27 protein-coding genes are annotated in these 26,675 nt (G+C 44.3%); 18 read left to right on the plus strand and 9 right to left on the minus strand.

Annotated features, from left to right (window positions below; all coding sequences use genetic code 11):
* Position 1: 1 nt before the first annotated feature.
* From H8K36_RS02775 to H8K36_RS02810, 8 genes are read right to left on the minus strand one after another with little or no spacing between them, the layout of a single operon-like run.
* Positions 2 to 847: a phytanoyl-CoA dioxygenase family protein gene (locus tag H8K36_RS02775; protein ID WP_186915191.1), complete on the minus strand. Its 846-nt coding sequence runs from the start codon at positions 845 to 847 to the stop codon at positions 2 to 4.
* Positions 848 to 1,816 (minus strand): glycoside hydrolase family protein, encoded by a 969-nt coding sequence (locus H8K36_RS02780; protein ID WP_186915190.1) that lies wholly within the window; start codon positions 1,814 to 1,816, stop codon positions 848 to 850. It lies immediately after the preceding gene.
* A 50-nt stretch (positions 1,817 to 1,866) separates the two neighbouring features.
* The gene (locus H8K36_RS02785; protein WP_186915189.1) at positions 1,867 to 2,529 is read right to left on the minus strand and encodes an acetyltransferase; all 663 of its coding nucleotides are present in this window, start codon (positions 2,527 to 2,529) and stop codon (positions 1,867 to 1,869) included.
* Positions 2,530 to 2,554: 25 nt separating this feature from the next.
* The gene (locus H8K36_RS02790) at positions 2,555 to 3,190 is read right to left on the minus strand and encodes a class I SAM-dependent methyltransferase (RefSeq protein ID WP_186915188.1); all 636 of its coding nucleotides are present in this window, start codon (positions 3,188 to 3,190) and stop codon (positions 2,555 to 2,557) included.
* Complete coding sequence (locus tag H8K36_RS02795) at positions 3,180 to 4,289, minus strand: class I SAM-dependent methyltransferase (RefSeq protein WP_186915187.1); 1,110 nt, start codon at positions 4,287 to 4,289, stop codon at positions 3,180 to 3,182. The genes H8K36_RS02790 and H8K36_RS02795 overlap by 11 nt, the downstream gene beginning before the upstream one ends.
* A complete protein-coding gene (locus tag H8K36_RS02800) occupies positions 4,286 to 5,011 on the minus strand; it encodes a WbqC family protein (protein ID WP_186915186.1) in 726 nt (241 codons plus the stop codon). Before H8K36_RS02800 ends, H8K36_RS02795 begins: the two co-directional genes overlap by 4 nt.
* Entirely contained in the window at positions 5,008 to 6,141 is a 1,134-nt protein-coding gene (locus H8K36_RS02805) for a DegT/DnrJ/EryC1/StrS family aminotransferase (protein ID WP_186915185.1), read from the minus strand. The genes H8K36_RS02800 and H8K36_RS02805 overlap by 4 nt, the downstream gene beginning before the upstream one ends.
* Positions 6,142 to 6,190: 49 nt before the next feature.
* Positions 6,191 to 8,671, minus strand: coding sequence for a tetratricopeptide repeat protein (locus H8K36_RS02810; RefSeq protein WP_186915184.1), 2,481 nt, complete (start codon positions 8,669 to 8,671; stop codon positions 6,191 to 6,193).
* Positions 8,672 to 8,970: 299 nt separating this feature from the next.
* Between H8K36_RS02810 and H8K36_RS19570 the strand changes: the two genes are divergently transcribed.
* The 8 genes from H8K36_RS19570 (at position 8,971) to H8K36_RS02850 (ending at position 16,576) form a co-directional block, all read left to right on the plus strand.
* Entirely contained in the window at positions 8,971 to 10,770 is a 1,800-nt protein-coding gene (locus H8K36_RS19570; protein ID WP_186915183.1) for a flagellin N-terminal helical domain-containing protein, read from the plus strand.
* Positions 10,771 to 10,860: 90 nt separating this feature from the next.
* Positions 10,861 to 11,232, plus strand: coding sequence for a flagellar protein FlaG (locus H8K36_RS02820; protein WP_186915182.1), 372 nt, complete (start codon positions 10,861 to 10,863; stop codon positions 11,230 to 11,232).
* Positions 11,233 to 11,349: 117 nt separating this feature from the next.
* Positions 11,350 to 13,362 (plus strand): flagellar filament capping protein FliD, encoded by a 2,013-nt coding sequence (gene fliD / locus H8K36_RS19575; RefSeq protein WP_186915181.1) that lies wholly within the window; start codon positions 11,350 to 11,352, stop codon positions 13,360 to 13,362.
* Between the two features lie 42 nt (positions 13,363 to 13,404).
* The gene (fliS, locus tag H8K36_RS02830; RefSeq protein WP_186915180.1) at positions 13,405 to 13,878 is read left to right on the plus strand and encodes a flagellar export chaperone FliS; all 474 of its coding nucleotides are present in this window, start codon (positions 13,405 to 13,407) and stop codon (positions 13,876 to 13,878) included.
* 5 nt (positions 13,879 to 13,883) lie between these two features.
* Positions 13,884 to 14,219, plus strand: coding sequence for a flagellar protein FliT (locus tag H8K36_RS02835; protein ID WP_186915179.1), 336 nt, complete (start codon positions 13,884 to 13,886; stop codon positions 14,217 to 14,219).
* 5 nt (positions 14,220 to 14,224) lie between these two features.
* Positions 14,225 to 15,496 carry a flagellar hook-length control protein FliK gene (fliK, locus tag H8K36_RS02840; protein ID WP_186915178.1) on the plus strand — a complete coding sequence of 424 codons (1,272 nt, stop codon included), beginning with the start codon at positions 14,225 to 14,227 and terminating at the stop codon, positions 15,494 to 15,496.
* Positions 15,493 to 15,801, plus strand: coding sequence for an EscU/YscU/HrcU family type III secretion system export apparatus switch protein (locus tag H8K36_RS02845; RefSeq protein ID WP_186915177.1), 309 nt, complete (start codon positions 15,493 to 15,495; stop codon positions 15,799 to 15,801). The genes fliK and H8K36_RS02845 overlap by 4 nt, the downstream gene beginning before the upstream one ends.
* A 16-nt stretch (positions 15,802 to 15,817) precedes the next feature.
* Positions 15,818 to 16,576, plus strand: coding sequence for a flagellar brake protein (locus H8K36_RS02850; RefSeq protein ID WP_186915176.1), 759 nt, complete (start codon positions 15,818 to 15,820; stop codon positions 16,574 to 16,576).
* Positions 16,577 to 16,633: 57 nt separating this feature from the next.
* On the opposite strand, the gene fliE is transcribed toward H8K36_RS02850, so the two are convergent.
* Positions 16,634 to 16,975, minus strand: a complete 342-nt coding sequence (gene fliE, locus H8K36_RS02855) for a flagellar hook-basal body complex protein FliE (RefSeq protein ID WP_186915175.1) — start codon at positions 16,973 to 16,975, stop codon at positions 16,634 to 16,636.
* Positions 16,976 to 17,189: 214 nt separating this feature from the next.
* On the opposite strand from fliE, the gene fliF reads away from it, so the two are divergent.
* The 10 genes from fliF to fliO all read left to right on the plus strand — a co-directional run bounded on the left by fliF (position 17,190) and on the right by fliO (position 26,668).
* Complete coding sequence (gene fliF / locus H8K36_RS02860; RefSeq protein ID WP_186915174.1) at positions 17,190 to 18,902, plus strand: flagellar basal-body MS-ring/collar protein FliF; 1,713 nt, start codon at positions 17,190 to 17,192, stop codon at positions 18,900 to 18,902.
* Positions 18,895 to 19,890 carry a flagellar motor switch protein FliG gene (gene fliG / locus H8K36_RS02865; protein WP_186915173.1) on the plus strand — a complete coding sequence of 332 codons (996 nt, stop codon included), beginning with the start codon at positions 18,895 to 18,897 and terminating at the stop codon, positions 19,888 to 19,890. The genes fliF and fliG overlap by 8 nt, the downstream gene beginning before the upstream one ends.
* Positions 19,883 to 20,557 (plus strand): flagellar assembly protein FliH, encoded by a 675-nt coding sequence (locus H8K36_RS02870; protein WP_186915172.1) that lies wholly within the window; start codon positions 19,883 to 19,885, stop codon positions 20,555 to 20,557. The genes fliG and H8K36_RS02870 overlap by 8 nt, the downstream gene beginning before the upstream one ends.
* Entirely contained in the window at positions 20,554 to 21,945 is a 1,392-nt protein-coding gene (gene fliI, locus H8K36_RS02875) for a flagellar protein export ATPase FliI (RefSeq protein WP_186915171.1), read from the plus strand. Before H8K36_RS02870 ends, fliI begins: the two co-directional genes overlap by 4 nt.
* Before the next feature lie 44 nt (positions 21,946 to 21,989).
* Complete coding sequence (gene fliJ, locus H8K36_RS02880; protein ID WP_186915170.1) at positions 21,990 to 22,427, plus strand: flagellar export protein FliJ; 438 nt, start codon at positions 21,990 to 21,992, stop codon at positions 22,425 to 22,427.
* 25 nt (positions 22,428 to 22,452) lie between these two features.
* On the plus strand, positions 22,453 to 24,006 hold the full coding sequence (locus tag H8K36_RS02885) for a flagellar hook-length control protein FliK (protein WP_186915169.1): 1,554 nt from the start codon (positions 22,453 to 22,455) through the stop codon (positions 24,004 to 24,006).
* A 303-nt stretch (positions 24,007 to 24,309) separates the two neighbouring features.
* Complete coding sequence (gene fliL, locus H8K36_RS02890) at positions 24,310 to 24,813, plus strand: flagellar basal body-associated protein FliL (RefSeq protein ID WP_186915168.1); 504 nt, start codon at positions 24,310 to 24,312, stop codon at positions 24,811 to 24,813.
* 4 nt (positions 24,814 to 24,817) lie between these two features.
* Positions 24,818 to 25,831: a flagellar motor switch protein FliM gene (gene fliM / locus H8K36_RS02895; protein WP_186915167.1), complete on the plus strand. Its 1,014-nt coding sequence runs from the start codon at positions 24,818 to 24,820 to the stop codon at positions 25,829 to 25,831.
* On the plus strand, positions 25,824 to 26,252 hold the full coding sequence (fliN, locus tag H8K36_RS02900) for a flagellar motor switch protein FliN (RefSeq protein WP_186915166.1): 429 nt from the start codon (positions 25,824 to 25,826) through the stop codon (positions 26,250 to 26,252). The genes fliM and fliN overlap by 8 nt, the downstream gene beginning before the upstream one ends.
* Positions 26,252 to 26,668, plus strand: a complete 417-nt coding sequence (gene fliO / locus H8K36_RS02905; protein WP_186915165.1) for a flagellar biosynthetic protein FliO — start codon at positions 26,252 to 26,254, stop codon at positions 26,666 to 26,668. The genes fliN and fliO overlap by 1 nt, the downstream gene beginning before the upstream one ends.
* Positions 26,669 to 26,675: the final 7 nt, after the last annotated feature.

The raw sequence follows: 26,675 nt of genomic DNA on the forward strand, positions 1-26,675 counted from the left end.
TTCACTTACCTTCGCTGATTTTGAAAACCCGACGTACCTGATCTGGCACGGGAAAATCTGTTCTTATCGGTGCCCTTGTTACTGACCTGTTGTATGCGGAGGGATAAATTCGATCAACAAAACTTGATTCATCGCCATTGTCAAATCGAGTCGAGAGTGCGACCCTTAACCGATTCTTTTCGCCATCGATAGCGCTACGATGAACTGTAAACAAAGACATAAACACAACGTCACCTGGTTCTGCTTCTAACTTAACGAATTGATCTTCCCGGTAGTGCTTTGGATCCAATTGCCACTGCGCTTTTTCATCTGAAATTGTGGGTATCAAGCCCTGCATATGGCTACCTGGAATTACTTCAAGTGGGAAATTGCTCGAGTCCACTTTCACAAGTGGCAACCACACTACTACTCCATCCAAACTCCCTTGCACCGAAGGAAAATCTTGATGAGCCGATATACCAAAGTAGCCGTCTTGAATGCGTAATTCATGGGACATAATTAAAACTATCTGACCGCCAGGCACGAAAATATCACTCCATACAAATTGATCACGCAAAAACTGGATTATTTTTTCATGATGCATTAACTGATACACATCAAGTTTCCGCCAGAGAGCGGACACAGTCTTCTTGTATTGAGAAAGATTCTTGTGAAATAGTCGCTGCATAAGTTCAAACAACAAACCGTCCGAAAAATCCTCGGATGAATGAGACAATTTAAGCTGTTCAACAAAATTTTTGATCAACGAGTCACGAACACGTAAAACATCAGCTTTGGGCAACAAACCATTCGCTACATAATATCCGTCACGGCAATATTGCTTGACGACTGCACCACGTTTTTTCATTTAAGGACACTCCGAATTTGATAAATGACATAATCGCGCGATACCAATCCCTGTTTGTCCAAAGCCATTACCGTTGTATAGCATATAGGTTTGATCGAGATGAGAAAACACATCGGGGTAGGCCTGCATAAATGAATCCCATCCTTCCTCACTGAGTGCAATTCCCGCCATCTCGTCCATTCTCAGCCATTGAATACCATCTGTTGATTCTGCATATCCAATCCTATAGCTAGCATTTCGATCGGAACTGTAATTAACCAATTTCCGATAGCAGAACCACATTTGGTAGGTATTACCACGTTTTAGAACACTTGCCCGCGCTACTGCTCCCTCTTCATCGTCCTTAAAATCAATCGCAACTTGACCATATCTGCGCCAATGAATCCCATCATCTGACTCTGCATATTTTAGGTGATAGCGAGGTTCTGCCTTCCCATTGACCATCCTCCATTCTGTACACGACAAATACCAATTACGCCAAATACCGTTTTCAATCTGAATACATGCGGTCGCACAGAAAAATGGCTCATCATGGCTTCTATCCATCACGGGTCCATTGAAAAGCCGGCGATAGCTTGCACCATCATCTTCACTAATCGCTAAGCCAATTGAATTGTGGTAAGGAATTGTGTTTCTCACGTTCCAACCGATGTAATACAAATATTTTGTTCCTTGATGTGTCAACACGGCGGTCGGCATCACACCACAATCATCGAAACTTCCTAATGTTCCCAAGCCAAGAACAGGTTGCCCTTGAACAGAAATTATCTTTTGAAGATTGTTTTTATCAACAGAAAAACGCCCTATTTGGCTACGACTATTTTGATCTCTTGCACTGAAAAAAACTTGCAATTCATCCTTGCATGACACATCAATCGTAGGCATTTGGGTATGGCTTTTAGCCCATGGCAAGTGTTCCTCTGCCCGAAAAATAACTCCTTTCTTATCCCAAACAAATGTGCGACTCATTCCTTAATTCCTCGCGACTAGTCAACTACAACATTAAACACAGCACCCAATTAAAAATGGATATCACGACTTGATACCGAGGACTTAACAGCCGGATTGCCTTTATAAACACTCCAAGGCTCAGTATTCTTAAACACAGCCGCCGCCATCGAGATCAAGCTACCCTCCGCAATGACTAAGCCATCTCGAATCGTAGAATTTACGCCAAAAAAACTGAAGGGTTCAACAACACAGTGCCCTGACAAGACAACATGCGAAGTAAACATAACATGGTCTTTAATTTCGCTATGATGCCCAATGTGATTACCACTCCACATCACTACGTTATGACCAATCGTAACGAAAGGTTGAATGGTATTGTCTTCCAGAATAAAGCAATTATCGCCAATCTGATTATTGAAATGCGTGGATTTTGAGCTGACATAGCTAATCATTCGATAGCGCTTGGCTTTAATCTCGTGATAGACATCGTGACGAACACGATTCATCTTAGCCGGTGACATAGGTGCAAAAAAAGCGTAAGCCGTTGGAGGATAAAATGTTTCCACTGTTTCAAACGGCACAACGGGCAAACCGAAAAAGCTTGTCTCTTTTATATACGCCTGATGCACAGAGAAGGCAACAACTTCATGCTCACTATCGTTTGTTAGGTAATAGTGCGCCAATTGGGCGAAATCATTAACACCAAAAATGATCACCTTTTCCTTAAGCATATTGCCTCCAAATAGGGGGGTCTTTTTAACGGTAGATGTAGACCGTATATTCATACAAGCCATAATCATTGCGGATCACAAAATTTCTACTAATATTCTTCACAAGGAAATCGGCCAACATATCCATCGGCAAATGAAATAAATCATCGCGTTCCCAATCAACATGACTCGACATCACATTAAAGGCAATTCCAAAACGTGCTTTTTCAAAGGCTACTTGAATAAGACGACAAAAATAAAATCTCATTTCATCAAAAGTGAGATTACGCTTTTCAGTAAAAACACCATTCAATACGATATAGTCAAACATTGGCAACTCAGTTGAGCTCTCCAATATATCCATACAATAAAAGTCGACCACAGGAAATTTTTGCTTACAAAGTTCAATGAAGTGCTGTGATAAATCAAGTCCTGAATAAATAAGACCGTCATATGAATTTGACTGCATATATTCAAGCAGGTGCGCGGCACCACAACCAAAATCCAGAATACTTATTTCTTGTGCGGGACGCTTAGCTGGTATCAGCCCCAGCATCACACGATATCGAGTTTCAGCATCTTCAAGTTTTGGCCAATCGACACCACGATGTGAATCACCAAATTTTTCAAGGCAAGACTCATAATGCTCCACGATATGTAGATATGATTTGTCACTTTTCATATTGAGACTCAGTCTTAAACTTTACAAATAAGGCCTTACCACAAGAAAAAACAAATTCAATTTTTTCGACATAACGCTCAACCAGCGTATCTCCGACCCTTTTTGGGCCATCACCGTGGACCCAAAAATAATCATCTAAAATTAAACAGCCGCCTGGTTTGATCAGCGGAACCCATAGTTCACAGTCAAGCTTCACTTTTTCAAAGTCATGATTACCATCGATATGAATAACAGAAATCTTGCCTTCGTAATTCGTCACACCAAACTCCGCGGACGTTATTTGTTTCTGTTCACAATAAACATTAAATGCGTCAACCGACTCTGCTTGATAATAATTTAGATAGCCTAAGCCCACTGGCAAAGTGTTGACGCAAAAGTCTTGTGGCAACATTCGATAATCCCATTCGCCAGGAAGGTCAACACCGGCGGTAACTGGCGAGTCTTTTTGAATGGATGCATGAAGCTGCCAAGGGTCTATTGCAAGCACTTTGCCTAATTCAAAACGGCGTGCCAGAAAACACATTACAGCAACAGACCTTCCTACTAAAGAACCAATTTCTATGACATCACCTCTAGGAACGCCAGCAAATATTCCCATCATTGCAGCGATCTTCTGTTCGTTTGTTTCGCCATAAATATGTCGAGCCATACGAAAAATTGCGGCGATTTCCAAATCTTTAAGAGGCGAGACTACGCCTGCACAAGTATCAATAAAATCTCTGTATTGGTCTACCGTTCCCATCAGCTGATCAAAGCGTTTGACTTCACTCTTGATGGGCGAAGCCCCTAACAAGCGAATCGACAGATTGTTTTGCGAGATAAATTGTTCTAACCAAGTAAATACGGCTGCGACGGGTGCATAGATTGACGTGACTCGATAACTTGCAACCAACGATATAAAAGCCTCAGAAAAGTCTGTGTCGACGACATAGGGCAATAAATGCAATTCACCATATTGACTCACAAATTCTGGATCTTTAATCGATGACGCCAAAACAAGTTTATCGCCACGTTGATTAGCAGACTCGATATACGCACATCCTTCAGGATGATTCGCTGGAAAAATCAAAGTGGCGTTGCTCATTTCAACTGCATTCATATGAAGTCTCTTTGAAGTAGCATTTTCTTTATTTCAGAAATAGGGTTATACATCATTACATCAATTATGGAGAGTCCTGGCACAAATTCAGATACCGTTCCCTTCTTTCCTAGATTATGTTTTTGCAGGTAGGAATTCAGCTGAGGTTTTATAAATTCCAATTGAATTTCTTGCGCTGAGAAATTCGTCTTATTGTATAAATCTATTCCACCGGGCAAATTCACATACCGGCCAGCACGCTCCAACTTACAAATATCTAAAATTCGTGGTTCTGCATGCAGATGTTGATTATGAAAATGAGCAGACGAACAAATTAGCTCGGTCTGAATATCCAACAACTGCATCATGACTTGTAGGCTATAAATAATGAACTCGACTAGATGATTTGTCGAATTCAAAAATATGCTCTCAACAACGGGATAAACTTCTTGAAAATAAGGTGCATCTTTGTACGACTGCCCTATCATCTTTAGTATCTTACTTACTCGGACAACATCTCCCACCAGCTCAACTTCATTAATTTGAGCCCGTTGTGGCGCATTCTTAACAGGCAAGGTAAACAAATGTGCCTCACCGTTCAACAAAATTCTATTTCGATGAACCCACCCGCGCTTTATAAATTGCACGTCATCGAACAACACAAAACGATCAACCGCTGCAATTAATTGGAAATAGCCTATATAAGGTAAAAAATATGGCTGCATAACAGCGATGCTCTTCATAACTCTCCAGCATTTTTTATCAAATGAATGACTAACTCTAAGGAATCATCGGTTAATGCAGGAAAGATTGGTAAACACAGAACTTTTGACGCCAATTGACGAGCTACAATTAGATTTCCATGTTCCGCTGATGGCAATCCTCGGTACATAGGAAACTCCGTAATTAACGGATAGAAATACCGCCGAGCAAAAATATTATGCTGTTTTAAACGTGCAAACAAGGTATCTCGATCAATTGGATATGCATCTTCAAGTAACACTGGGAAATAAGCGAAGTTCGGCACTTCGCCGGCAACATCCTCAAGATAACGAAGCCCTTTCAAGTCTTTGAAGGCGGCGCGATATCTATCTGAAATACGCTTGCGCTTCGCTAATGCAACGTCAATTCCCTTAAGTTGCAATAGTCCAAAAGCAGCATTGACCTCACTCATCTTGCCATTGATGCCTAAAGACACGACCGTCGCGTCATCTACAAAACCAAAATTCTTTAAATGATCAATACGACGTTTATCTTTTTCACTATGGCAGACAATTGCGCCACCTTCAAAGGTATTAAATACTTTGGTCGCATGAAAACTTAATACCGACAAGTCTCCATGATTAAGAATACTTCCTTCTGCATTTTGAACACCAAAAGCATGTGCGGCGTCGTAAATCACTTTTAGTCCATAGTTGTCGGCAATTTTTTCAATACGATCAACATCACATGGATGCCCATAACAATGTACAGGCAAGATCGCCGTCGTTTGCGGTGTGATTGCCGCCTCGATTTTTGCAGGGTCCAAGTTCATAGAATTGGGATCTATGTCGACAAATACGGGCTTGATTCCGTTCCATAGTAATGAGTGCGCCGTAGCGACAAACGAATAAGGTGTCGTTATTACTTCGCCGGTAATTCGCAAAGCCTGTAATGCAGTTACTAACGCGATTGTGCCATTAGTAAATAGGGATATATGTTTTACGCCCAAGTAAGCGGCAAGTTCAGCTTCTAGCTGCTGATGAAACGGACCATTATTTGTGAGCTGTTTGTTCTCCCAAATTTCCTGTAGGTATGGAATAAACTCTGCAAGAGGTGGTAACAACGGTTGTGTGACAAACAAGGGATTTTGCGGCACTTTTAACTCAGTCATGTTAAATCCTAGCAAAATTCAATCTGATGTTGGGCCAGCTCTAAGGCAATTAATTTTCTGGGATCTCAAATGCGTCTAATGGCATACCAGAACACCAATTTAACCACATTTGTTTTAAAGCACTTGCCAGATAGTTTGCTATACGATCTGGTTGAAATTTAGGTGACGCTAAGCAGCGACTTCTCAGATTTTTCCTTATATCTGCCAAAGCGTTGCGATTCTTGGACCAAAACACACCTAATTCAATAAAAGTTTTTTCGTCCTTTGCAACCATCTCCTGCAAACCTGCATGCGTCATCAGACAATAACCATTACGCGATACCAGTTGATTACCTTCGATACTCAATGTTGGCACTCCCATCCATAATCCGTGCAAAGTAGTGGTAGCGCCGTTGTATGGGAAAGCATCAATACACAAATCAATTTGCTTATATTGTTCAAGATAAACAGGCATACTTGAACGATAAAACACAATTAGTCGGCCTCGGTCGATTCCACGACGTTCAAATCGCTGGATAAATTCTTCCAGCTGCTCGAATCCCGTTGGAATGGACCCTAAAAACAATTTGGAAGCAGGAACTTCGTGCATCAGCCTACACCAAATGGCAATAGTTTCCTCATTGATTTTGCTGATACGATTGAAAGTACCAAACGTAAACCAATCCTTTTCCAAACTTGGCAAAGGAGAGATTTCCGGCGCTAATTCAAACGGCTCGAACGGTGCAGAACTGGGCAAATTACAAAGCTTTTCTGTAAAATATCGAGATTGTTCTTGAATTGGGGTTAAAGAACTTTCACTGATAAAATAGTCCATTGCACCCAAGCCCGTCGTCCCTGGATAACCAATCCATGACACCGCAATTGGTGCTGGCTTCATTGCGAAAAGCGTAAGTCGATTATTTGAAGTATGCCCGGAGAGGTCGACGAGGATATCAATACTGTCTTTTCTAATCAGTTCATATACATCGTGGTCATTGCGATGTTTGATAACTGCCCATGAAAAAAAGAACTGCTTAAGCTTTTCGGTGACCTTGTCAAAGGTATCTCCGTTGTAATAAGCATGCAATTTAAAACTGGAATTCGCAGACAAATTTTTTAATATGGGTCCAACAAAAGAAGCAACAGCATGGTTATTGAAATCTCCAGAAACAAATCCAACGTTCAAAACGCGTTGCGCATTTTTTGAGCGCCCGTCTGTTTCCCAAGTTTGTTTGAGAGCTGATTCGTGAATTTTGCCAAACGACCGATGTTGCGAGAAAAGTTCTTCCGGACTAATCGCAGCTGATTCGGTCAACATAAAGAGGAGACTTGTATGCGCCTCACTGTCTCTCTGGTTTACTGCCAAAGCCATCCGAAAATATCTCTCTGCACTAGTAAGATCAAAATCTAATGTTTGACTAATCTGTCCAAGGCACCGCAATGCACCCCCAAGTTGCGGATCGAGTTCGATAGCTTTCAGAAAATAGGGTTTCGCCTGATCGTACTTCTTTTCTCTAAAGTAGACGCTTCCAATATTATTGTACGCATCTGCAAACTTCGGATTAAGTTCGATTGCTCGACGCAATTGGGTCAATGACTCTTCATTTTTACCGAGTTTGTGCAAAATTGATCCAAGGGCGTTGCAAACATCTGGGGAACTAGGCGCTGCTTTTAAGGCTTTCTTTGCCTCGACTAACGCTTTTTCGAGCTCGCCCTTTTCCTTAAGAATCCCGACTAAGTTGACCCGCGCTATGTAAAAGTCTTTATCAAAACGGATCATCATCCGCAAATAAGACTCAGCCTCATCCAATTTCCCCTGCTTTCGAAGGCAATTGCCGAGGTTATTATATGCAGCAACCAATTGGGGATTAAGCCTAATTGCTTGGCGAAAGTGTTTTTCAGCTTCTCCTAGAGAGTTTTGCTTACTTAATAGAGAGGCTAAATTGAAATGAGCAATTGCATCTTTCGGTAGGAGTTGTACTGCAATTTCCATCGCATATTGACTTTCTATATACCGCCCTTGATCAAACAATGAAATGCCCAGGAATCTCCATGACACACCGTCTTCAAGCTTGATACTAATTAAATGCGACGCTAGCCTATCTAGATCAAGGTATCGCCCTTCGCGATATAGAAGTTCAAGCGACTCGCTTGCATTAGGGAAGATTAATTCATCATTGAACTGTTGGCGTGCAATTTCGATGGCTTCCCTTGAAGCCGATGAATCATTAAAAGTTTGTATCAGTCGAATATATGAATGCCAGTAAATAATACTTTGTGGAGCCAATTGAATTGCGTTCTCGAGACATGGCAGCGCATCTTGAGTCGCTCCGACTTTAGTCAAGATATCCCCTAACATAAATTTCGCTAGTGGTTGATCTGGTTGTACGTTGAGAACTTGATTAAGGAATGTGATTGCGGCCTCAAATTCATTTTGATCAATCTGCTGCTTCGCTTTGGTAAGTAAAAGAGCAATATCCTGATCATTCAAGACATCTTTTCTTGGCATTGCTGTCGCCACAGGCTTCTCAAACTCCATTTTTGCTCCCATTTTTTACTACGGAACAGCAGAATTAATCACACAATTTAGTCAAATATTAACAAAATCTAATGAATTCAAAACTGAAAATAGGCATAAAAAGACCCTCAAGTATTTTGAAATGCTGCCGTTTAACGGAATCTCAAAAAAAAGTTTATAGCAAAAATAAAAAATTTACTTTAGGCAACTCCTTAAACTTTTCCAAAAGACGTCCGATACCTGATTGCAACGGCGGTCCAATATTCTTGGAAGTACAGACCAAAGTTTAAGGCTCGCAGCCGATTTACATAACTTGGGTAAGGAGAAATAAAATGGCTTCATTTATCAATACAAATATTGCGTCCCTCAATGCACAACGCAATCTCACAACATCACAATCAGCGTTAAACACCTCTTTGCAACGCTTGTCTTCAGGTTTGCGTATTAATAGCGCAAAAGACGATGCAGCGGGTTTAGCGATTTCCGAACGTCTGTCTTCACAAATCGGTGGTTTGAATCAAGCGGTTCGTAATGCCAACGATGGTATCTCACTTGCGCAAACAGCTGAGGGTGATTTAACTCAGATTGGTGCAAACTTGCAACGCATCCGTGACTTGGCTGTGCAAGCAGCCAACGGTTCAAACAGCGCAAGTGACCGCGCTGCGTTAAATAACGAAGCTTCTCAGTTGATCGACGAGATCAATCGTGTTGCAAGCTCCTCTAACTTCAACGGTGTTAAGCTTCTCGACGGTAGCTTTACATCCCAATCTTTCCAAGTGGGTGCAAACTCTACTTCGAACGACCAAATTTCGATCGCTTCAATCGCAAGTGCGAAATCTTCTGCGCTCGGCGTTGGCTCCAGCTCAAGCTACAGCACTTCAATCGCTGGCGGCACGAATGGTATCGGTTCATTGACAAGTGGCGACTTGGTCATCAACGGCTATAACATCGGCGCAAGCTCTTCAGATGGCGTTTCCTACGCTGCGTCAAGTGGCAGCGCGATTGCGAAAGCAGCTGCAATCAATGCCGCGAGCAGCCAAACAGGTGTAACAGCAACAGCACAAGCAACTACAGTAGCTGGTACAACTGTCACTACATCAGGTACTGCAATCGCAGCAGGCGATATCAAGATCAACGGTGTCGATATTGGTGCATTGGCTGCTGCTGGCGGCGTCGCAGAACGCGGAGCCCAAGTTGCTGCTGCTGTTAATGCTAAAACAAGTCAAACTGGCGTAACAGCGACATTTGACTCAACTACTGGCGCGGTTGCACTGACTGCTACTGACGGTCGCAACATTAATATTACCAAATCTGGTAATGCAGGTTCTGCGGACAACGTCACTGGTTTGACAGTTGCTGGCTTCACAGGTGCAGCTGCTGGTCAAGCAACGACAGTAGGTACCATTTCTTTAGCATCCACAAGCTCTGCTGGCATCGTGTTAGCAAACGGCGGCACAGGTACTAAAACTGGTGCAGCGACTACCGACACAAACACTACAATAGCTGCTGGTGACATCAATATTAACGGCGTTGACATCGGTGCTAACACTGCCGGTACCACGGCGGCGACAAATGCTGCGAGCATCATCGCTGCTATTAATGCAAAGACAGCGCAGACTGGCGTAACCGCGAGCGGTGACAACACCGGTATTATCTTGACTGGCGCAAATAATGCGGGTTTCACGGTAAAAACTAAAGGTACAGCTTCCCTTACAGCAACTGGTTTCGCGGTAGGAACCACAACAGTCAGCGGTAAAGGTGCGAATGCAAGTGGTTTAACAGCGGGTTCAACTTCAGCAACGGCAACCGTTGGTGCAGGTGTCTCCTCCGTTGATTTGACTACAGCGACCGGTGCCACATCAGCTTTGACGACTATCGATGCAGCCTTGGCCAACGTCAATGCTTCTCGTGCGTCTCTCGGTGCTTACCAAAACCGTTTCGCATCTGCAGTCAGCAGCTTGAATACGACTTCTGAGAACTTAACAGCTTCTCGTAGCCGTATCCGTGACGCAGACTTCGCGCAAGAAACAGCGACGTTGACACGTGGTCAGGTCTTGCAACAAGCAGGTACAGCGATCTTGGCTCAGGCGAACGCGTTACCACAAGGTGTGCTCGCACTCCTCCGTGGTTAATCGATGAGAATCTAATCAATCTTCATTGATAAATGAGTGGTCCCCTGGTCAATTTATTGATCAGGGGAATTTTGCTTAAAGGAGATTATCATGAGTATCCAAGCTCTCAACTCTAGCTCGTCTGGAGTTCAGTTCTCAGAACGTGCCACAAGTGCCCCCGCACCACAAGTTCAAAATACGGTAGCGACTCAAATTAGCAATCCCGTGAACCAAGCCGAGGCTGGTCAAAAAACCTATACACGCGAACAAGTGAATCAAGCGGTTGAGGCGATCAACAAAACGATTCAGTCCGCTTCGCAAAATCTAGAATTTAGTGTAGATGGTGATACCAGCGGTGTAGTGGTGAAGGTCGTTGATCAACAAACAAAACAAGTATTGCGTCAGATTCCAACGGAAGAAGCACTTGAAATTGCCAAGTCCTTGGACAAACTTCAAGGCCTATTGATTAAGCAAACGGCATAATGTATTTAAATACGTAAAAAGATGAATTCCAGAAACTAACCGGTAAAATCCCTTCTAAAGTCTGATTTGCCTCTGCCGTTAATACAGTAAAGTACTACCAAACTTAAGGGGATTCAGGTGGGAATTCAATCAACAGGCTTAGGATCAAATCTTGATGTCAACACGTTAATAACGAAGTTGATGCAGGTCGAGAGCCAACCATTAACGGCTTTAGCAAAGAAAGAGGCGAGCTTTCAAGCTAAGCTTTCTGCTTATGGCACCCTCAATGGCGCTGTCGGATCATTCCAGAGTTCGCTTTCCTCTCTCAGTAATGCCTCAACTTTTCAAACACTCAACGCAACAACAAGCGACTCCAGCGTTGCCTTTGCCACAGCAAATAGCTCGGCGTCTAACGGCACATATAGCATTGCTGTCACAAAACTGGCACAAGCTCAAACAATTTCCAGTACAGGTCAAGTGAGCTCTAGTGCGGCCATCGGAACAGGGACAGAGACAACCATTTCCTTCCAATTTGGGAAGATTACAGGAACTGCAGTCAACGGCGTTTATCCAGGCGGCTCAAGTTTTGATCAAGATGCATCGCAAACTGTAGGAACCGTCAAGATCAACAGCAGCAACAACACTTTACAAGGGATACGCGATGCCATTAACGCCGCGAGTGTTGGCGTGACAGCATCAATCGTCGGTGATGGTAGTGCAACTCCCTATCATCTCGTTCTGAACTCCAGTAAAACAGGCGCTTCTTCAAGCTTGAAGATCACATCATCTGGCGAAGACGCAGCAGTCACATCACTGTTGAGCTACGACCCTGCCGGTGTGCAAAATTTTACCGAAGTTTCTACCGCGCAAAACGCCAGCCTAACTGTGAATGGCATTAGCATTTCAAGTGCATCAAATACTGTCAATGGCGCGATACAAGGGGTATCCCTGAACGTATCAAAAGTTGGATCTGCATCGATCTCGGTTTCTGCCAACACAACAGCCGTGCAAACTAGCATTACAAATTTTGTCAAAGCGTATAACGATCTCAACACAACGATCAAAAATCTAACGGCATATGACGCGAGCACAAAGAAAGCAGGTCTCTTGCTTGGAGATTCCACCACGCAGAGTGTACAAGATCAAATAAGACGTACATTGAGTACGGCAGTAAATGGACTCGGTGGCGGTGTCACGTCTCTCGCTCAAATCGGCATTACATTTCAAAAAGACGGATCATTGGCGGTCGATTCGGGGAAACTCTCAACCGCGCTGTCTACAAAATTCACTGACGTCGGTGGGCTATTCGCCTCACTGGGATCGAGTAGCGATAGCCTCATTTCGTTATCGGGTTCAAGTTCTTCGACCAAAGCCGGTGCATACGCCTTAAACATCTCACAGATCGCTACCAAATCCAAGCTAACCGGAGATCTCACTCTTCCAACGACCACCACCATCGCAGCGAATACAAAGCTAACCGTAACAGTAGATACAATAACTGCCGATGTCAGCTTAACAGCAGGAGACTATTCCGCCTCTGCATTGGCAACACTTGTTCAATCAGCAATTAATAGTACGAGTGCATTTAGCGCTGCCGGCATTACAGTAAAGACGAATACCACAGGTGGCGTTCTGAGCATTGAATCCGACGCTTACGGCTCAAAATCTAAAGTTACACTTGCAGATTCAAGCGGCACTAGTTTTGCTGCGCTGACAGGTACGGTATCTTCGGGCAGCACTGCTTTAGACGTTGCAGGCACAATTAATGGCGTAGGTGCATCTGGTAGTGGACAGCTTCTTACTGCAACCACGGGAACGGATGCTGATGGATTAAAGCTATTAGTCACAGGTGGTTCTATCGGTGATCGTGGCACAGTCAATTATTCAATTGGCTACGCCACCAAACTAAACACTTTGCTAAGTGGATTTGTTGGATCAAGCGGCACCATTCAAAGCAGCAGTAATGGCATCAGCCAAAACATTAAGAACATTACTAAGCAGCGCGATATTTTGAATAGTCGGCTATTCGACACGGAAGCTAGATATCGGGCGCAATTTACTGCACTAGACAGAATCGTGAGCAATTTAAACAATACCAGTTCGTTTTTGACGCAGCAATTAAGTGCACTCAATAGTAGTAGCAACAAATAATTTTTATAGCTCAGCAATAGCTGTATTTCAAAGGAACAAATTATGTTCGGATCTCCTCAATCACATGGTGCAAATGCTTACGCTAAAGTTGGCATCGAAACTGGTGTTATTGCTGCAAGCCCACATAAACTGATTGTTATGCTGTATGACGGTGCGATTGTCGCACTGAGTAACGCTGCGCAGCACTTAAAAAATGGTGACTTCGCAGCAAAAGGTCACTCTATTTCTAAGGCGATCGCCATCATCGAAAATGGCTTACGCGCCAGCCTCGATAAAAAAGCGGGAGGAGAGATTGCGGTAAGCCTCGATGCTTTGTATGAGTATATGAATAGTCGATTGTTGCAAGCAAATTTAAAGAACGAGGTTGAAGGTCTGCACGAAGTCCAAGGACTCTTGCGGGATCTCAAATCAGCATGGGAAGCCATTAGCCCTGATAGTAAACCTGCAAATGTGGAACGCCCAATTCCACAACAAGATCCATTAGCACCACGTCGTCCAAATTTTTTTGAGGCTTAATCACGATGAATAGCATTGAGTTATTAGAGGTCTACGAGAAGGTCTCGGCAATCACATCGAATATGTTAGAAGCTGCGCGAAGCAGCGACTGGGACCTGCTTGAAAAATTAGAACAAGATTGCAGTCTTGAAGTGAGTACCTTGCGTAATCACGAAAGCAATGGAGATCTTCCCAAAGAACTGCGAGAACGGAAGATCAGCATTATCAAGCAGATCCTCGCTGATGACCGTGCCATCCGTGATTTAACTGAACCATGGATGCAGCAATTATCGAAGCTCATGCAAAGCACCAATACAAGCCGAAAACTATCGCAGAGCTATGGTGCAAACCAAATTGGCTGACAGCTATGTCAGACATTTTTCCAAGACTTAATATTAATCTGAATCAAGCTGCGGGCATCGTCGGACCCGCGGCACTTCGAAGTATCGAGGCCATCAAGCAAGATGTAATTGCCCAGCTCAATCGATTCCCACCTGGAACACCTTTTCCTGCCGAGATCATCGCCAAACTTGGCGACGGCACAGTAGTTGCGAATGTCGGCAACATTCCACTAAGGCTTGCGCTCCAGATGCCCCAAGCTAAAGTCGGCGACAAGTTAAACCTCACACTGTTGCAAACAAATCCAAGGCTAACCTTTTCAATCGATGGAAAGCAAACAACAGCCGTATTTGAAGCGGTACCGAAGGAACAGCACCAGGGGGAGTCGGGACTCGCCAGTAACGATGATAAATCTGGCTTAGAAAAACGTAGTAACGTGCACACTGGTGATAAAGCACTCCCCGCCTCTCTTGAAACGGAACGTACGTTAAATACTCGAGATTCAACGACCTCGCTCATCGCAAGAAACGCTGCGATCGGAAACAATAGCGTTTTTAAAGATGCTCTACGTTCTTATCAGCAGAATGGACTTCCGACAGAAGCCAGTGCACACATTGACCTGAGCCCTACAGGGAAAATTCTGGCTGCGGTGTTGAGCGAATCAAATAAGTCGGATTCAAAACTCACACTTTTGGGGAGTACGCCACTGGCAGACGACATCACTGCACGTGCCAACCCAAATCGTCTTGCAACGAGGATAGAAACTCAGCTCAACAAACAAATCGAACAGAGCGGCCTCTTTTATGAATCTCATGTAAGCCAATGGGCGGATGGGAAGAAAGACCTCTCAGACCTACAACAAGAACCACAATCAACATTGTCATTAGAGATCGAAAACACGATACTCACCGATAGCCATGAGGCGAAGCATGCGGCGCTCACACAACTTGTACATCAACAATTAGATGTGCTTGATCAAGGTCGGTTGATGTGGACAGGTATGCTGACTGAAAGCGTCTCTATGCAGATGCAAATAGAATCCGTTGACGACGAATCTCCACAATCAGACATGAGTCAGCCTGGCAGGGGACAAACATGGCGTACTACACTCAACTTACATTTCCCCACACTTGGTGAAGTACAAATCGCTATATCACTAAAGGATAAAGCTAGTGATATTCAATGCAAGGTAGAAACACCAGAACTAGTTCAAACACTACATCAACATGCAAAGGAACTGATCAAAGCATTCGAAGCAAGCGGAAATCAATTGCACTCAATGAAAGTGAGTAGCAAATGAACGACACTCCCAAGCCAATTCCATCAGCTGTCGCACTCTCCTACCAAGATCAAACAGATACCGCGCCAAGGGTCGTAGCGAAAGGGCATGGTTTAATTGCCGAAGAAATTATTGCGCGCGCCAATGAACACGGTGTTTTCATTCACCAATCCAAAGAATTAGTCTCTCTTTTAATGAAGGTTGACCTCGACGACAGCATTCCCCCCTCACTCTATCGAGTTGTTGCAGAACTACTCGCTTGGCTATACCATATTGAAACAGGAATAACGACAGAACAAACCCCAAAACCTGTTCCACCCAAATAAACTCTTACAAAGCCTTATGCAAGCCAACTATCCCTCTTTAGGAACAGAAAATCAGAGTCCATATCAAGTCGAATCTCGACGTGAAATTTTGGCTTTATTGCGTGGTTTCAAAGAAAAAGGACAGTTGATCAGCATGATCATTAATAACGGTGGTGAAGCTTTTATCACCTCCGTGTTGGCAATTGACGACACCAATAATCAATTAATTGTCGATAGCGCACCTGACAATATGGCGAATCAACGTGTGATTGAGTCGCCAACGGTTTTTTTTGATGGCTTACTAGACAAAATTAGCATTCAATTTTCGTCTTCAAAATTACAAAAAACACAATTTGAAGGCCGCCCTGCACTTCAATTACCTGTACCGAATTCAGTGATCCGCTTGCAGCGGCGTGAAAACTATCGCATCAACACTCCAGTTTCAACACCGATTCGTTGCCTAATACCGGTTGAAACTGACGGTACACTCGAGCGTGCTAAATTTTCTTTGGTGGATATCAGCTGCGGTGGCGTTGCTCTCCTAGATGATCGCCGATTGTTAGACATGACTGTAGGCAAAGTCTATGACGACTGTGAAGTTGATCTACCGACAATTGGAGTCATTGAAACGCAATTAGAGATTCGAAATTCACAAGAATTGACCTTGCTAAATGGTAAGACGACACGCCGAGTCGGTTGTGCTTTTAAAGACTTATCAAACCGCACACTGACCACAGTTCAACGCTACATCATGAAATTAGAGCGTGAGAGAAATGCACGCTTGACAGGCATCTGATAAGCTATTTCAAGGGATTAAATCGTTAGTTGACAGAAGAAGTGCCTTCACAGACTTCTAAATTTGCATGTTCATAATGTCGTGATAAGCAGCAACTAACTTGTTACGAACTTGAACGGATGTCTGAAATGAAATGCTGGCTTTTTGCATCGATATCATGACGTCAGACAAACTTACACTGTCGTCACCAAGCGCGAATTTCTTCCCCAGTTCTTGAGATGCACTTTGTTGCGCATTCACCGCATCAAGTGAATTCTTTAGAGCGTCAGCGAAATCAACTTTGGCTGGCTGTACAGAAGTCGTTGGTGCTGCGCTTCCTGCCTCCATTTTCGCGGCTGCTGCCTTCAACTGCGCAACCATCGCGTCAATTCGACTTTTATCGATTCCACCCACGTTCATACTAGCTCCTCCCTAAATCATGCGCCTCATTCCAGATGTGCATACCTTAACAGTTTGCGCACCGGTCTTAGCCAGAAGAAGAGATACAAAATTGGCTTTTCTCTCTCGATTGAATTCGACAAACCAGTTCAAAATTCGTATCAAGGAAAAAACCAATGTCTGGAGCATGGCATGCAGAATTTATTGAACACTAAACTGAATCGCGAGGCAGATCATGGCAACCGTCAATGATGCAGCTTTAATTGAACCTACGCCAGTACCAATGGTTTTTGGGATACCACAAACGCCCGGCGTGAGAACAATTATGCTCTCAGTGGGCGCCGCCATTGCGATCGCCATCATGGCTGGCATCTGGATGTGGAGTCAAGCACCAGATTATCGCGTACTGTTTTCGAATTTCAATGATCGAGATGGTGGCGCCATTGTCGCTTCGCTTCAGCAACAGAATATTCCCTACAAGTACTCCGATGGTGGCAGCGCCATTCTAGTACCTGCGAACCAAGTACACGATGCTCGCTTGAAACTCGCATCGCAAGGGCTTCCTAAAGGTGGAAATGTCGGCTTCGAATTGATGGAAAATCAAAAGCTAGGTATCTCTCAGTTTTTAGAGCAAGTCAATTTCCAACGTGCATTAGAGGGTGAACTCGCACGTTCGATTCAAGCAGTCTCTGCCGTGCAAACTGCACGTGTCCATTTAGCTATTCCAAAAGCATCTGTGTTCGTTCGCGAACAGCAAAAACCGACTGCATCGGTTTTACTTAATCTATATCCTAGTCGAGTGTTAGATCAACAACAAGTAAGTGCCATTATTCATTTAGTTGCGAGCAGCATTCCAGAGCTTTCGGCGAAAAACGTTACGATTGTTGATCAAAACGGCAACTTACTATCTGACCCGAGCAAGCAAAATGCCAATCCAAATCTCGATCCGACCCAATTAAAGTATGTACAAGAATACCAAATGGGCGTGGTCAAGAAAATTGAATCGATTATTTCTCCAATCGTCGGAGCGCAAAATGTACGCGCCGAAGCGAGTGCAGATATTGATTTCTCACGGACCGAGCAGGCCGCCGAAATTTATCGTCCAAACACACCACCAGAGGCATCCAGCATTCGCAGTCAGCAAACCAGTGAATCATATGGAAAATCGAATACTGCTTCTGGTGTGCCAGGTGCATTAAGCAATCAACCACCTGCTCCAGCTACCGCACCGATCACGACACCTGCTACAGCAGCAAATGGCGCCGCAGCGAGCGCTGCGTCTGCACCCGCACTTACTCAGAAAGATGCCACTATCAATTATGAGGTCGACAAAACCATCAAGTATACGCAGCAAGGAATGGGCGGACTCAAGCGTCTCTCTGTTGCAGTTGTTGTCAACTATAAATCAGAGACCGACAAAAACGGAAAAGTCACCACAAGACCACTCACAGATGTTGAGAAAAACCAAATTACGGATCTCGCCCGAGAGGCCATGGGATTTAGTAAAGAGCGTGGAGATACGCTTAACGTAGTGAATACACCATTCGCAGCGCCTGAGAAAGTTGTTAGCGAAGACATTCCACTTTGGAAGCAAGCTGATGTCATTCAGACAGCAAAAGAATTCGGTAAATATTTAATTGGTATTCTAGCTATGTTCTATATTTTCAAGAACTACTTGAAACCAACATTGAATAAGATCACAGGTAAAGATCAAGAAAAAACTGAGGAAGAAAAAGAGAAAGAAAAAGAACAGAATGCACTTGAAAAATCGCAGAAGGAGGCAGATGATGAAGATGGAGCGATCGTCGAGTTAGAAGGTACTGTCGATGCTCAAGGACGTAAGCAACTATCGTCTTACGAAATCAATATGGATATGGCCAAGCAACTCGCTGCCAGTGATCCAAAAATCGTCGCAAACGTGATTAAAACATGGGTGAGCAATGAGTGAAGACGGCATACAAAAAGCAGCCACTTTAATGTTGGCGCTCGGCGAAGATGCAGCAGCAGAAGTCATGAAGCATCTTGGGCCACGTGAAGTTCAGAAAATCGGTGCAGCGATGGCAACGATCGGCGCGATTCCACATGAAACGATTGCCAAAGTATTAGAAGAGTTCAAGTCGCATGCCGATTTAAGTTCATCGGTGGGCTTAGACTCCGATGAATACATTCGGAATGTGCTCACCAAAGCACTTGGTGACGATAAAGCTTCGTCATTGCTGAATCGTATTTTAGGTGGCAAAGATGCGAGTGGGATCGAGAGTTTGAAGTGGATGGACTCAGCCTCAGTGGCAGAGTTAATCAAAAATGAGCATCCACAAATTATTGCCACCATTTTAGTTCACCTAGAAAGTGATCAAGCGAGCGAGATTTTGAATCATTTTAGTGAGCGCTTGCGAAATGATGCTGTGCTGCGTATTGCTACGCTTGACGGTATCCAGCCGACTGCACTACGTGAGCTCAATGACGTATTGACGAAACTATTGACAGGTAATGAGAGCCTGAAGAAAAAATCGATTGGTGGTGTTCGTGCTGCAGCGGAAATCTTGAACTTCATGAGCGGCGAGAACGAAGCTTCCATCATGGAAAACCTGCGCAAATACGATGGCGACATGGCTGAAAAAATCATGGATGAAATGTTCGTCTTCGATAATATTCTCGAAATTGACGACCGCGGAATTCAATTATTGTTACGCGAAGTGCAGTCTGATTCTCTGATTATTGCCCTCAAAGGTGCGAATGCGGATATGCGCGAAAAGATATTCAAAAACATGTCACAACGTGCTGCGGAAATGATGCGAGAAGACCTCGAGTCAAAAGGACCCGTTCGTTTGTCTGAAGTTGAAGCACAGCAAAAACAGATTCTAATGATTGTTCGTCGTTTAGCGGACGAAGGTCAGATCATGCTTGGTGCTAAAGGTGAGGATGCCTATGTCTAGTGTTCTTCCCAAAGGACAGCAAACGGCGTATCAACGATGGGAACTTACCTCGTTTGGCGACGCTCGTGCTTCACAAGTGGAAAAACAAAATGAAGTTTCTCGAATAGCCCAAGCCGAAATCAATGCCATAAAAGAGCAAGCGCGCAACGAAGCCTACGCTGAAGGCTATAAAGAAGCCTACCAAGCTGGCTTCAACGAAGGACAGCAAGCTGGATACGCGGAGATGCAGGAGCAAGCTCGCACATTAATTTCTCATATCGAAGGCTTAGCTCAGCAATTCCAAGGTCAATTGAATCTAGCCCATGAAGTCGTCGGCGATGAGCTGCTTCAATTAGCAATCAGCTTGGCAAGTAGTATGACGAAAAAACATTTTGAACTAGCTCCAGAATCCATCACGACAATCGTTCAAGAAGCGATCGCCCTATTACCATCGATACAGCAACCTGCTCAAATTTTTCTACATCCTGAAGACCTTGATTTAGTTAAAGAGCTTGCCAGCGCCACATTGGAAAAAGACGGCTGGCGTCTCTTTCCAGATCATCAAATGACTCGAGGTGGGTGCCGAATCGAGACGGGACAAAACGTGATCGACGCAACGTATGAAACACGTTGGAATCGCCTTACGGAAAATCTGATTGGTGTAACTCATACTGCGGAACTTGTATGAACACCCTTACCTCCCCCAACACTTGGAAGACCCAACTTCAGTCGAGCTTGAAAAAAGTTCAACAAGGACAAGTGGAAAACGTTTCTGGCCGTATCGTAAAGGTGACGGGGTTGGTGATGGAAGCGGTTGGCATCAAACTCCCTGTCGGCAGCGCGTGTCTGATCGAACTACAAAGTGGAATCAAGATTGAAGCTGAAGTTGTTGGCTTTGATGGTGACCGTCTATTTTTGATGCCGCAAAGTGATCTAGAAGGTGTGATTCCAGGGGCTCCGGTTTTTCCAGTGAATGCTCCGCAAATTCACGACCCAACACAACCACAACGGCGTAATAGCGATCGCACCAAACACTTACCAGTCGGCGAAGAATTGCTAGGACGTGTACTCGACGCCAATGGCCGAGCATTAGATAGTATTGGCCCTATTCATTGCAGAGCGACAGCACCACTTGGTGCACGTATCTACAACCCCCTCGCACGCGCCCCTATCAAGGAACAGCTTGACGTCGGTGTCCGAGCAATCAATAGCATGCTGACCGTCGGTCGCGGACAGCGCCTCGGCCTATTTGCTGGTTCTGGCGTAGGTAAGAGTGTGCTACTTGGCATGATGGCGCGCTACACCACAGCAGATGTCATCGTTGTCGGCCTGATCGGTGAACGGGGACGTGAGGTCAAAGAATTTATCGAAGAGATTTTAGGGGAAGAGGGACTTGCGAGATCGGTCGTGGTGGCAGCTCCAGCCGATGCGCCTCCACTCATGCGACTACAAGGTGCCGCCTACGCAACAACAATTGCAGAGTATTTCCGAGATCAAGGAAAAAACGTCTTACTTATCATGGACTCATTAACACGTTATGCAATGGCACAACGTGAAATTGCCTTAGCCATCGGTGAGCCACCGGCTACCAAAGGTTACCCACCTTCCGTATTTGCAAAACTTCCTATCTTGGTTGAACGCGCTGGTAATGGAAAACTTGGTGGTGGATCAATCACTGCCTTCTATACCGTACTAACCGAGGGTGATGATCAACAAGACCCCATCGCTGACTCGGCACGCGCTATTCTCGACGGGCATATTGTACTTAATCGGACATTGGCAGAAAGCGGACACTATCCTGCGATTGACATCGAACAATCAATCAGCCGAGCAATGCACGGTATTACGACGCCACAACATCAAGCTGCTGCTCGCAAATTAAAGCAACTTTATTCGCGTTACGAAAGAAGCCGGGACTTGATCAACGTCGGTGCGTATTCCGCAGGTTCCGACCCTCTGTTGGACGAAGCCATTCGGAAGTACGCGCGAATCCAAGCCTTTTTACAACAAGAAATACCGGAAAAGGCCAGCATTTCAGAGAGTTTAGAGGGACTTTCCGCTCTATTCGAGGCTTAGATTATTTTAACCTGCTCTATGATGAAATATAAAATCGGTATCACATGGTCAAATCGCAATTACAAACACTCATCGAGCTTGCTGAAAGTGAACTCGATGTCGCCACAAAAAGTCTAGGTCGGGCGGTTAAGGCGAAAGATGATGCCGATGCACAGCTGACGATGTTGGTTCAGTACCGAAGTGACTATGAAGATAAGCTACAGAACCATGCGCAGCGGGGATTGAATGTGGCTCAGTTTGCCAACTTTCAAGCCTTTATAGGAAAACTAGATCAGGCTATTGAAGGTCAGAAAAAAATTATTGTAGACGCAGAATACAGAGTAAAGAGTGCCACGCTGCATTGGCAAGAATGTGAAAAGAAACGCCTTTCCTATCAAGTATTGATTGATAAGAATCAGCGCCAAGCGCAATTAAAAGAAGCGAAACGAGATCAGAAGCAAACCGATGAACTAGCAACTCGTACCTTGTTTTACAAACGTTAATTTGAATTTCTAACTGGGTGGGACCATGCATACACCGCAAATCATTACGCAATCACTGAGCCCCATTACACCTTCAAAAAACAATAGTGGGATGAATGAAGGAAAGCCGACGACGAGCTTTAATTCCATGTTGAATAAGGAAGTTAGCAATCAGAACAAGCTTGCCGTCAAAAACAGCACAAACGACGCCAATAAAAATAAAGTCAATAAGCCAAGCGAAGCTCCTCCGCCTGCAAAACAAGACGCAAGTGATGTACAAGTTGCGGAGAGCTCAGGCAAAAAAATTAGCGAAGAATCAGAGTCAGCTACTGAAAATACAGATGACATGTCGACGGAGACAAATAACATATTGGCTTTCGTCGACCAACTGAGTCAGTTGGGACTAAAAAATCCGGCAACGAATGAGTCGAATGCTCCTTTGCTGGAGAGTGATAGTGCGAATCTTGAAGCTCAATCCTTGCGGGTGTCGAGCGATTCCATTCTTGGGCGAGACGCTGCAAGTAAAAATTTGATGCAGAAAGTCGGCGATGCAAAGGTAGTTCAAGAAGACACACTCGATACCACATCTCAACAAACCGCCTCTCAGTTTAAAGCGCTGATGAGTGAAAGCGAACAGCTCAACCAAGATCAAAATAAGCTAGCACCATCCCAATTAGCCACAGCGGATTTCGAAAGCAAAAGTATCACATCGAGCGATAGTAAGCGCGCGAGTGATCTCAACGATAACTCGCGCGACTTGAGTCTTGAACAGGTACAGGCAGGTGCAAGTATCTTGGCTCAGCAAATGGCCAAGGCTGAAGCTGGATCGTCTGAAAAATTAAGTGCTTCGAAAAACACTGACACTAGCGACGCTCTTTCAGAAATCAGTATCAAAGATGTAAAAACAAAAGTAGACCGTGATGGCGACCAAGTTGAAAATAAAAAAATGGCAAGAGACACTCAAGCACTTGCTTCGAATCAGGACAAATTTTCCTCCAAACTTGAATTACAGCGAGACAAGTCTTTCGATTCCAAGAATAACCAGACATCTAATTCCCAAGCTGCAGACCAAACAAATGCGATAGGAAGCGTTCAAAATCAAACACCACCGTCAGAAACGACAAAACTCAATGAACTGATCAAAACACAGGCAGGAATGGAACAAATCTCGCCTCGTGTCGGCAGCAAAGCTTGGGACCAAGCAATTGGGCAAAAAGTGGTTTGGATGGTCGCTGGGGGTGAACAAAGTGCAGAACTTACACTTAATCCACCCGATCTTGGGCCACTCCAAGTTGTTCTTAGCATCAGCGATAACCAAGTTGACGCCAGTTTCGTTTCTTCACATTTGGACGTTCGCGAAGCCATTGAAGCCGCAGCACCTCAGCTAAGAGAGATGCTAGATAACGCAGGGATTTCTTTAACAGGCTTCTCAGTAAATGCAGAAACAAAATCGAACGACACACAGTTCGCGCAAGACCGTCCGAATCAGAGACAATCGTCTAGTAGCGCAAGAAACAACAGTGAAACAAAGGTGGGGGAGCTTCCAATCAGTAACCGCGCATCACGGACTCAACTTGGCGCGGTAGATACCTTCGTATAAATCTGTTGCCAAATCACGCCAAAACAAAGGTTTTTTGACAATACATAACAGTGTTAGATTGTGAGATTCAAAACAATACTATAATTGAACAGATGAAATTAATTCCCTAATGAAACATTGGACACCTTGGTTGGCAACCTACGCCAGTCGGGTTTCGAAACTTCATAGACTTCATTTCATCGGTTCGAATGCTGAATCCATAAGTTAAGCCCGAAATCCAGCTCTTTTTCCCAGATGAGACGGTGAGAAAAATGCGGATAATGATCAACAAGCACTGAAGCATTGATGTAGCGAGAGGAAAAAATGTCAAAAGCACCTGCCAAACCAGCAGACGATGGCGCAGCGCCAGCAGGAAAATCAAAGAAGAAATTGATTGTCATTATTCTTGCAGCAGTAGTTTTATTAGGTGGTGTCGGAGGAGGAGCTTTCTTCTTCCTATCTAAGAAAAAAGGCGATAGCAAAGAGAAAGAACACAAAGAAGAAGTCGCCAAAGCGCCTGTTTTCTTACCGTTGGAACCATTCGTCGTGAATTTGCAGTCTGAAGGTGGCGATAAATATTTGCAAGTCCAAATGACATTACAGGTGCCAGATGATGCACAAGTTGCTTTGATCAAAGCCAATGTACCTCAAGTGCGTAGCCGGCTCTTAATGTTATTGTCGAGCAAAGATGCAAATGAAATTCTGACGCAAGAAGGCAAAGACAAACTGATTGAAGAAATAACTGAACAAATCAATTTACCGTTTGTTCCCAAGGGAGACCCGCAGAAAGTTAGCGGTGTATTTTTTACTTCTTTTGTAGTGCAATAAAAACGTGTCTGATAATTTTCTATCACAGGAAGAAGTCGATGCCCTTCTGAAGGGCGTGACTGGCGATCAAGACGATACCGATAATCTTGAAGATACCTCGGGTGTCCGCCCCTATAACTTGGCCACCCAGGAACGTATCGTTCGTGGGCGTATGCCAACCTTGGAAATTATCAATGAACGTTTTGCACGCCTACTCCGCATTGGATTATTCAACTTCCTACGCCGTAGCGCAGAGGTTTCAGTTGGTACAGTAAAGGTATCGAAATATAGCGAATTTATTCGTAATCTTGTGGTACCAACCAATCTCAATCTCACTCACATGAAACCCTTGCGGGGAACATCTCTGATTGTATTGGACCCAGGCCTAGTTTTTCTCTTAGTCGATAATCTGTTTGGTGGCGATGGTCGTTTTCACACCCGTGTTGAAGGTCGTGATTTTACACAAACTGAACAAAGGATTATTCAGCGTATTCTCGAAATCATTTACGAGACTTATGCTAAATCGTGGGAACCTGTTTACCCGGTTCAGTTCGAATATATTCGTTCTGAGATGAACACCCAATTTGCAAATATCGCGACACCAAACGAAGTCGTTGTCTCTACCACATTCACGATTGAACTCGGGCCTGTCAGTGGCGAAATGCATATGTGCATGCCCTACTCCATGATTGAACCAATTCGCGATTTATTAACCAGTAGCTTGCAGGGTGAGACTCTAGAAATTGATAAACGTTGGGTGCGTCTGATGACCCAACAAATTCAAATTGCTGAAGTGGAATTGGTGGCAGATTTGGGACAAACAAGAATCACGCTAGGTGACATCTTGAATATGAAGGTTGGCGATGTAATTCCTTTGCAAGTACCAGAGATAGTCTCGGCAAAGGTCGACGGCACACCAGTCATGGAATGTAAGTATGGCGTTTTCAATGGCCAATATGCCTTACGTGTAGAAAAATTATTAGGCTCGAGCGTCAATGAAATAGCGCACGAAGTAATGCAGGGAGAGAACAATGGATGACAATAACGAAACCCCGATTAGCGAAGATGATTGGGGCGCGGCGATTGCGGAACAGGAAAAAGCCGATGCTGAAGCGGCTGCACGAGCAGCTGCGCCGGCAGTGAGCTCTGGGGCTGGCTTGTTCCAAGAATTTGGTAAGGGCACACAATCGCAAACGCAAAACGACATCGATTTCATTCTCGACATCCCTGTTCAATTAACCGTTGAACTAGGACGCACCAAAATTGCGATTAAGAATTTATTACAATTGGCCCAAGGTTCTGTGGTTGAGTTAGATGGTTTAGCGGGTGAACCAATGGATGTCTTGGTAAATGGCTGCTTGATTGCACAAGGTGAAGTCGTCGTGGTCAATGATAAGTTTGGTATTCGTTTAACTGACATTGTTACCCCAGCCGAGCGTATACGTAAGCTCAACAAATAATGCATAAGATACTTTCGCTGCTTGTTTGCCTAGGCTTGCCTACTTTAAGTTTTGCGCAAGCCAAAACGGTATCTCCTAGTACCGGGCTCTTACAAATATTCTTGGCATTAGCTTTCGTTATTGCGCTGATGTTAGCCTTCGCTTGGTTGTTTAAACGGATCGGGCCAATCGCCAACGGACATCTACTGCAGCTAAAAGTCATCGGCGGTTTGAACATTGGAAATCGTGAAAAGATAATGGTGGTGGAAGTCGCAGATCAATGGTTAGTTCTCGGTGTTACTGCGCAAAACATCAATACCTTGGCGACTCTTCCAAAGCAAGAAATACCCACAAACCAAACGAACACATTAACGCAAAATAATTTTGCGGACTGGCTTAAAAAGAATCTCGACAAGCGCAATCCACCTCAGCCTTAAAGTAAGA

This window comes from Affinundibacterium nitidum, assembly GCF_014284155.1.
Classification (GTDB): domain Bacteria; phylum Pseudomonadota; class Gammaproteobacteria; order Burkholderiales; family Burkholderiaceae_D; genus Undibacterium; species Undibacterium nitidum.